Source organism: Peptostreptococcus sp. MV1, from assembly GCF_000758885.1.
In the GTDB taxonomy this organism is placed as follows: Bacteria; Bacillota; Clostridia; order Peptostreptococcales; family Peptostreptococcaceae; genus Peptostreptococcus.
Genome location: NZ_JRNB01000091.1, coordinates 1 through 8,619, shown reverse-complemented (window position 1 = coordinate 8,619; position 8,619 = coordinate 1). Strand labels below are relative to the sequence as shown.

At 32.2% G+C, this 8,619-nt stretch carries 7 protein-coding genes and 1 pseudogene; 1 reads left to right on the top strand and 7 read right to left on the bottom strand.

The genetic code is table 11. The annotated features are described in order from the left end of the window. From HMPREF1639_RS06765 to HMPREF1639_RS06740, 6 genes and pseudogenes are all read right to left on the bottom strand, one after another. Window positions 1-118, bottom strand: a pseudogene (locus HMPREF1639_RS06765) (sigma-70 family RNA polymerase sigma factor); the annotation flags it as partial. A 286-nt stretch (window positions 119-404) separates the two neighbouring features. Next, window positions 405-638 carry a hypothetical protein gene (locus HMPREF1639_RS06760; protein WP_002416388.1) on the bottom strand — a complete coding sequence of 78 codons (234 nt, stop codon included), beginning with the start codon at window positions 636-638 and terminating at the stop codon, window positions 405-407. Between the two features lie 12 nt (window positions 639-650). Further along, the gene (gene feoB / locus HMPREF1639_RS06755; protein WP_019117881.1) at window positions 651-2,672 is read right to left on the bottom strand and encodes a ferrous iron transport protein B; all 2,022 of its coding nucleotides are present in this window, start codon (window positions 2,670-2,672) and stop codon (window positions 651-653) included. 3 nt (window positions 2,673-2,675) lie between these two features. After that, window positions 2,676-2,900 carry a FeoA family protein gene (locus HMPREF1639_RS06750; protein WP_002416391.1) on the bottom strand — a complete coding sequence of 75 codons (225 nt, stop codon included), beginning with the start codon at window positions 2,898-2,900 and terminating at the stop codon, window positions 2,676-2,678. Further along, on the bottom strand, window positions 2,887-4,635 hold the full coding sequence (locus HMPREF1639_RS06745; RefSeq protein WP_002416392.1) for an ABC transporter ATP-binding protein: 1,749 nt from the start codon (window positions 4,633-4,635) through the stop codon (window positions 2,887-2,889). Before HMPREF1639_RS06745 ends, HMPREF1639_RS06750 begins: the two co-directional genes overlap by 14 nt. Further along, window positions 4,628-6,394: an ABC transporter ATP-binding protein gene (locus HMPREF1639_RS06740; protein ID WP_002416393.1), complete on the bottom strand. Its 1,767-nt coding sequence runs from the start codon at window positions 6,392-6,394 to the stop codon at window positions 4,628-4,630. Before HMPREF1639_RS06740 ends, HMPREF1639_RS06745 begins: the two co-directional genes overlap by 8 nt. A gap of 216 nt (window positions 6,395-6,610) precedes the next feature. On the opposite strand from HMPREF1639_RS06740, the gene HMPREF1639_RS06735 reads away from it, so the two are divergent. Continuing rightward, a complete protein-coding gene (locus HMPREF1639_RS06735; protein ID WP_002416394.1) occupies window positions 6,611-7,582 on the top strand; it encodes a helix-turn-helix transcriptional regulator in 972 nt (323 codons plus the stop codon). Between the two features lie 48 nt (window positions 7,583-7,630). On the opposite strand, the gene HMPREF1639_RS06730 is transcribed toward HMPREF1639_RS06735, so the two are convergent. After that, a partial coding sequence (locus HMPREF1639_RS06730; RefSeq protein ID WP_036764717.1) for a DUF4368 domain-containing protein occupies window positions 7,631-8,619 on the bottom strand: 989 nt, incomplete at its 5' end.

Here is an 8,619-nt window from a genome sequence, read left to right as displayed (position 1 = left end):
AATCCTTTTTCTGAAGATATTTTTCATGCTCTGTTATCTTCCAATAGGCTTTGTAGACTTCTTCACTTATGGGTATAGCTTCCCCTTTGACATAAAGGTAATATTCCTTATTAGGCATTGTGTTATCCTCCTTTTTAAGTTCTCTGTTTTGCTTTTTGAGAATAAAAAAGGAGGACTTCTACACTTTGACGTAAAAAGTCCTCTCGGCTTAAAAACTAATATTTTATATGATTTTCTATTTTGTTGTTTCTGGTAAAGTGTTATTGCTACGTGTAAGCAATTCCAAGCATAAAAAATGATAAATATATCTTATGTGAATAACAAAATTTAGTGTTTTCATTATTTATCCCTCCATTGCTTAGCTACATTTTAACCTCCATTCTTTGATTCTGTACTTAACCAAACTACTCTTTTACAATCCAAATATCATCTTGATTAACAACACAATTCGAGCATCCCGAACATTGACTTTGGCATTTACTTGTTGCAGACCTTTTAGTTTTTACCAAATATCCATTATTTTCGAGATATTCAATTTTCATTTTTACACTATCTAAATCCTCACCTGTCAGTTCAGCAAGTTCTTGCAAAGTGCAAGTCTTTTTCTTTTTCAATACTTCTAATAGTTGTATAAGCATACTTATCACACCTTAAAAAATCAGTAGTCCAATATGATATGCAACACAAGATATAATTAGAGCCGATAATATATAATACAGTGCTATTTTTATCGTCCATTTTTTTGAATGTGTTTCTTGTGCGGTAGCTGCAAGAGCCATCAAACAAGGCATATTGAAGAAAAAGGCAAAAGTAAATGCTAAGGCTTCCGGCTTTGAAATCATTGTCAACATATTATTGCTTAGAATAGCGGTATCTACTGTCCCTTTAACCTCAACTGCATGCCATATTCCTGAAGAAGTAAATAATGATGCCATTACTCCTAATGCCGATTCTTTTCCCATTGCAGAAGCAACAAAAGCCATAAATAATTGCCATGGTAACCCAAACAATTTTGTTACAGGCTCTATAAATGTTCCTACTTTATAAATAAGGCTGTTAGCTATATTTCCATCAGGCGTATAGGCAAGAATCCAAAATATAACAGAAATAAGGATAATGATACTCAATGCCCTTTTCAGTACATTTCCCATCCTATTCATTACAGAAGAAAGTAAATTTTTCCAATGTGGCTTGTGATATGGTGGAAGTTCCATAATCATTCCAAAATGTTCACTTCCCTCATAAAGCGATTTTCTGAAAATCCTATATGTGATTAGTAAATGTAGAAAAGCAACTGCAAATAGGCTTAATATCACAAATACTGCCTGTTTTCCGAAGAATGTTCCTGTAACAAGCCCGACTACTCCCCATGTTGACCCGCAAGGGACTACCCAAGATAATGCAATCGTCATAACCCTCTGTCCCCATGAATCAATTACTCTCGTTCCTGTGATTCCACCTATATTACAGCCGAAACTTAACAAGAACGGCATAATTGCTTTTCCTTGCAATCCTAATTTCGACATAGTGTTGTCAAAGACATAGGAAACTCTTGCCATATATCCTACATCTTCCAAGAATCCAAATACTAAGCTAATTCCCAATACATAACTTGCCATTTGCAATGCAAAAGTAATTGCAGTCATTACGGCTCCACACAAAAGTGAAATCAGCCAATTTGATACTCCAATGGCGACAAGCCCCTTTGCCAACAATGTTGATATTTTAGGTATAACAAACCCAAATAACCCCATTAGCGGAAATCCGATGAGCATAGAAGCAACTAATCCTAAAATGATAACTCCGATAGCCATAGGTTTTCCGAAAGCTTTACTTGTGGCTATACGATCAAATTTGCTTCTCTTAAATACTCTCTTTTTCTGAATAACATTTGCATTGATAAGTTTATCTATCCATTCAAATTTACAATTACCGGTTATTAAATTGCCATTTTTTATGCTTTTTAATACGTTCTCTATTTCTTCAAATTCGACTTTTTCAACATTATCTTTTACTAACGCAATTACTTTTGCATCCTGATCTAATAATTTTCCGATAATCCACGACTTTGAAAATACACCTATACCTTTATCAGGGATATGTTTTTTTAATAGCTTATAGTTATCTCCAACAATATTTTCATATGCCCTTTCTAAATTTTCGTCAGATAAAATTTTTCCTCTATCTGAATGCTCCAGAAAAGCATAAAACTCTTTGTATTCCTTTTTATCTGCCGCAACGATAGGAATGACAGGTATATTCAAGGATTTTTGTAACCCCTTTATATTTATATTTTTCCCTTGACTTGTAGCAACATCCATCATGTTCATGATTAAGACAACCGGAATATTTATTCCAATGTAGTCAGAGAGCATAAATAGACTTCGATTTAATTGTGAAGCATCTGCCATAATAGCAATTAGGTCTGCGTTCCCGGTTTCTATATATTCTCTTGTTATAACTTCTTCCTCTGAATTTGCAGATAATCCGTAAGTTCCTGGTAAATCCACAATCGTATAATTGGTATCTTTATACGAAAATTCGCCTTCTTTTTTCTCAACGGTTTTACCCGGCCAATTTCCAACATGTTGATTTGAGCCTGTCAACCCATTAAACAAAGTCGATTTTCCAGAATTAGGCTGCCCCAGCAAAGCAATCGTTATTTTCTTCATATCTCAAAGTACCTCCATCATTATTTTCTCTGCCTCTATCTTATTGACAGCTATCATCGTATCTCTACAATAAATGAGAATAGGTTGCTTTTTATAATTCTGGATAACTTCAACATCGCTTCCGACAGTTATTCCGATAGATATTATTCTGCTTTGAAAATGTGTATCACCAATAATTTCAACAACTTTACCTTTTGTCTTTTCTTTCAAAGTACTAAGCCTCTCCATAACTATTCTCCTTTATCATCCACTTTTTCGCTCTTTCCTGTGTATTTACCATTTCATAGTAATGTCCTTTTTTTCCATAAAGTTCATTATGATTTCCTTGTTCTTCAATTCTTCCGTTATTTATCAAAATAATTTGATTAGCGTTTTTAATGGTATTCAATCTGTGAGCAATAACAAAAACTGTCTTTCCTTGCATTAAATGCTCCAAAGCATTATTGATTTTAGCTTCATTATCAGGATCAAGAGAAGCTGTAGATTCATCCAACAAAAGAATTGGTGCATCCTTCAGAATCGCTCTTGCAATAGCAATCCTTTGTCGTTCACCGCCGGATAATGTACTTCCTCCATCTTTTATTTCCGTTTCATATCCATCCTTCATTTTCAAAATAAATTCATGGCAACAAGCTAATTTTGCAGCTTGATAAACTTCTTCCTTTGTTGCATTAGGTTTTCCAACCCTGATATTGTTATAAACAGTATCGGTTAACAGTACATTATCTTGAAAAACCTGACTAACATATTTAAGCAACACATCAGGTTTTATGGATTTTATATTTTTTCCACCAATTATAATTTCTCCACTATTTACATCCCAAAATCTTGCAATCAAATTAGCGATTGTAGTTTTTCCTCCACCGGAAGGACCAATTAAAGCTGTAGAAGTTCCTTCTTTTGCTTCAAACGAAATATTGTTCAGAATCGTTTTATTTCTATCATAAGAAAAATTTACATTCTTAAATTGAATATCAAAATTTTCTAATTCAACTTCATTTTCAGAATAAGGCAATGGCTTCGTTTCATAAGCTTTCTCAAGATTACTTGCAGCTAATTTCAAATCTTTCAATAGTCCATAGGAATGTTGAAAGGCAATAAGAAGTGCAGATAATGCTAAACTCATAAGCATAAAAGCCACAAACTGTTCAGTTCTAACACTACCATTTATAAGCAAATATCCTCCTATAAGAAGAACTATCGGAAGCAAAAAGTTAACTGTGATAAAGTACATACTTGTAGGTAACGCCATTTTCTTTTCTGCGTTTACGCTTGTCTTTCTAACATTTTCAAGTGTATTTATCATTCTTTCAAAATGTTCACTTGTCATATTAGCTGACTTAAACGCTTTCATACCTTGAATGTACTCTAAAATAATAGAAATCATCTTAGAATTTAAATTTCTTTTTCTTGCCCCGTATTTTTCTATCAATTTGTTGCCCCATATCAACATAGGATATGCGATAAGCAATACTAAACACTCTAATAATGCGAGCTTCCAATCGATAAAAAATGTGCCTAATAAAATCAATATTGCTGTAACTGCCGTTTTAATAACCGATGGTAAAGTGTGCGTTATGATCAGTTCAAAACTACTCAAATCCTTTGTAAGAGTTGATAATAGATAACCACTACTATTTTTTTGGAAATGACCAAGGCTCAAACTCCTATAATGATTTGCTAAATCCAAACGCATATCTCCACACATTTCAGCTCCTCTTGAAAAGCTCAAATAGTATGCATGCCTATAAATCAGTATCCTTGCAATCATACTGATGAAACATATTACCGTATATTCTATGATTAAGGTTTTAGTTAATGTATTTTGCAATATATTAACAACGGTAAAATAGAGCATTAAATACAAAACAATGCTTCCTATCGAATCAATAACCATTAGAAAAATCGGTAAATACAATTTTTCTTTTTTATCTTTCAGAAGTGTTCTAATAATCTTAAGCATTTGCACTTACCCCCTCTCCAAAGTAATCTTTTGTGTATGTGTTCCACATACTTTCATAGACCCCTTTTCTTTCTAAAAGAGTTTTATGTGTTCCAACCTCTACGACTTCCCCTTCATCAAATACAACAATTTGATCTGCATTCTTAATAGTATGCAAACGATGAGCAATCATAATGATTGTTTTATTTTTCAACAAGTTTTGAAGTGCTAACTGTATCTGGTACTCATTTTCTATATCTGAATAGGAAGTTGCTTCATCAAAAATAATAATTGGAGAATCTTTGAGTATTGCTCTAGCGATTGAGATTCTTTGTTGCTGTCCACCTGACAATTTCACCCCTTGATCCCCGATTCTTGTCTGATATCCATTCGGTAAACTCATAATAAAGTCATGAATTTGTGCTGCTTTTGCAGCCTCAATAATCTTATTTTCATCTGTATCTATTCCCATACGAATATTCTCATAGAGAGTGTCCTCCAAAAGAAATACATCTTGAAAAACAAATGATGTAATGTCCATCAAATTATCTATTTTTAATTCATTGATCGGTATGTCGTTAATTTTAATTGCTCCACTTGTTACATCCCAGTACCTCCCAATCAATTGTGCAGCAGTTGTCTTGCCTGCACCGGAAGGTCCCACAAAAGCATTTATTGTATTCGGTTTTAAGGATAAATTTATATGTTGTAATGCTTTATTTTTTGTTTCTTCATCGTCATAGCTGAAAGTAACGTCTTTAAAATCTATTTTCATACACTCATTCTTGTTTATGATTTTTGTTCCGTCTTTCAATTCATCCATATCCATTATTTTTTTTATGTTATCCAATCCGCTTCCAAGCTCCATAGATTGCATAAAGATTGTTACCATATTTAAGAACGAAACAAAAAAGCACATTGTAAGCATAATAAATAGCAAATAGGATGTTGCTGATAAAGAATTTCTCAAAAAGAAATATCCTCCGAACGGCAATGTAAATAAGATTGCTGAATCCAAAACCACTAAGGTTATTGATAAAGGATAGCAAGAGCTCATACACATCTTTTTCCAACAAGTAATATACGCATTCAATGAGCTTCTATATTGTTCAAATTTTTCTGCTGTTAAATGATACATTTTTATTACAGGCATAGCCTTTATAAATTCGTTTGCCGAAGCATTTAAATCAGCAATATCTTCGGATAGCTCCGTTGACATATCCGGATAATTTTTCATTAGCATCATAGGAATTCCTAATCCCAAAATCATAGGAATAAGCATAACAAGTGCCATCATCCAATTTAATTTCAACATGAAAATGAACATAATAACCGGAACAACTGCTGCCTGAGCTAATTCCAAAGTGCTATGAGCCAAAAAATTTTCAACTCTATCTACATCATCAAACAACAATGTTTTAATTTCTCCGGGGGCATGCTCTTGAAAGAATCCCAAATTAAATTTTGAAATATGATTTACAACTTTCAGCTTAATTCTGTGTATTGTGTTAAAAGCTGCTGTATGAGATAAAATGCCCGCAAAGGACATTAGTATTGCTTGCAAAACAGCACTTATAATTCCTATACCTGCCCACATTAAAATTTCTGTATACGAAATATTCTTCTGGAATATCATTAGTAATATCTTATAAACTACAAAATAAGGAACTAATGATAAAGCCGCAGAAATGACAGATAAAAACATTCCTAAATGTAGCTTTTTTCTCTCATCTTTTGCTAATTGGAATACATAAGATATCCCTGTCTTCTTTTTTTCCATTAGTTATTCCATCTCCTTTCATAATTGTTAGCCGTATCTAACTAACTACATTCATTATAAAGCTAATTTTTTATAACTCAAAATCTAACTATGAATTTTGATATTCCTTGTAATCCCTTTATTTATAAGCTTTTTATCAGTATTTCTATTTACATTTTTATAAATTTGTGATATAATAAAATAAATTTGTGATATTAAAAGAGGTGAGTAGAATTGATGGATAGAACAGTTATTGATTATTTAACAAACTTAGTACATGACGCTCCTTTTATTCCTGTTCCAACTTTATCAACTGAAAACAAACAAATCTTTAAAATAGATCCCCATTTTGGCAAAGGTACTTTTCGCATACTAAAATTTGACAGCCGTTTAATTCTAATTTTAATTGCTAACTTTACTCCAAATGAAACAATGGAGAAAATAACCGAAGTATCTGAAAAGTATTTAGAGATTAGCCAATTTGAAACAGAAAGCAGTTCATTTAAAGTCGGTGGCAGAAAGTTAAATAATGTAGAAAAAGGTATATATTGTTACTTAAATACAGAAAAGAAAACTTATACCTATTGTGAGGCAAATAAGCCTGTAAAGTTTACGAAAATAATCCTAACCAAAGAATACTTTGATACTTTCTTAAAATTAAAATATGATGATTTTGAATATGAAAAAGCAAAGATTCTTAATTCTTATTTGTTAAAAACTCAAAATTCTCCGCAGTTGAATTTTATATTTCAACAGATAAGAGAATCCCAAGCTGAAGGAAAGATTTTGCCTTTATATTTGGAAAGCAAAGTTATGGAACTATTATCTATCATAATTACAGAGTTAGAAGAAAAGGAAAAAAATATATCCGTTGTCTTAACTAAAAAAGATAAGCAAAATCTGAAAAGGGCTGTATCAGCTATGAAAAAAGATTTATCGGTTCATATTGACGGACTTGAACTCTCTAAAATTGCTTTAATGAGTCCTGCGCGATTTCAATTAGCTTTTCGCAAATACTACGGTGTTCCTCCCTACGAGTACTTAAAAGAACTAAGGCTTAATAGGGCATTATTATTGCTGAAAAATCCCGAGTATAAAATATCTACGATAGCAGAAAAAGTTGGCTATACACACACAGGACATTTTGCTAAAATATTCAAATCAACTTATGGTATCACACCAAGTAAATATAGAAGTATGCTTAACTAAAGAAATTTATCCCAATATTATAAAACATAAATTTAGAGCGTGTAATTTTTACACGCTCTCTTTAAATGATTCCTTGTTTTTATAATCCTTCATCAGTATACCTGCCCTTTTCAAAACCTTTAACTTCTCCTGTTTTTTCTGTTCTCTCCTTTCCTTATACCTTTCCTCATACTCCTGTTGTTTTCCATTTGCTTTACGCTTTAGATAATTTTGATGAAGTCTGTCTCTTCTCTCATTAATTTTTCGTTCTTCTTCCTCAAGTTTTGATCGTTCTTCTTCGCTTAACTCTTCTTTTGGCACTTCATAATTTCCTATGAAGTTAAAATATATTTCTATCTTTTGCTTTGATGTTTGACTNCCTTTCCTATCTCTTTCATGAATGATTATCTTCTTTACAAACTCATTTATCATTGTGTTTGTGAGATTATCAAAGTTTTCATAACGACTAATAAGGGATATGAATTTTCTTGCCTTATCTGTTTCCNTTTCATATCTTGATATTACAAGCTCTAAGTCTTTAATCTCTTTNCTTAACGTGAGTTGCTCAGTTTCATATTGGTTATTTAAAATTTCATAGCGATTATTCGGTATCTTATTTAAAATCATATCTTCATAAATTCTGCACATCAATCGTTCCAGCTCTTGAAGCCTGTTTTGGCTTTCTGTTAATCTTATCTTTTTNTTTTCTATATGTGCCTTTTCCTTTTCTTCCATTTCATTTTGAATGGAATGAATAAATGCTTCATTATCTTCATCAAGATAATTTTTTATATCTTTTAATGTTTCTTGGATAAGGTTTANGACTACTTCTGCTTTTATCCTATGAGCTGATGGACATAGCGTTCCGCAAGGTACTTTCTTATAATTACTGCAAACATAATAAGGAATATTCTTATAGTTATTTGTCCTATGAACATACATCTTGCTNCCACAATCNGCACAATACATCAGTCCTGTTAGTGGGTGATATTCGCCCCAACCATCAGGATACCTTTTTACATTTCCTCTTATCCTTTGCACATTATCAAAGGTTTCTT

Coding starts and splice junctions, on each gene's coding strand:
- HMPREF1639_RS06760 (WP_002416388.1), bottom strand. CDS start 638: ATGCTTATACAACTATTAGAAGTATTGAAAAAGAAAAAGACTTGCACT.
- HMPREF1639_RS06745 (WP_002416392.1), bottom strand. CDS start 4,635: ATGCTTAAGATTATTAGAACACTTCTGAAAGATAAAAAAGAAAAATTG.
- HMPREF1639_RS06750 (WP_002416391.1), bottom strand. CDS start 2,900: ATGGAGAGGCTTAGTACTTTGAAAGAAAAGACAAAAGGTAAAGTTGTT.
- HMPREF1639_RS06740 (WP_002416393.1), bottom strand. CDS start 6,394: ATGGAAAAAAAGAAGACAGGGATATCTTATGTATTCCAATTAGCAAAA.
- feoB (WP_019117881.1), bottom strand. CDS start 2,672: ATGAAGAAAATAACGATTGCTTTGCTGGGGCAGCCTAATTCTGGAAAA.
- HMPREF1639_RS06735 (WP_002416394.1), top strand. CDS start 6,611: ATGGATAGAACAGTTATTGATTATTTAACAAACTTAGTACATGACGCT.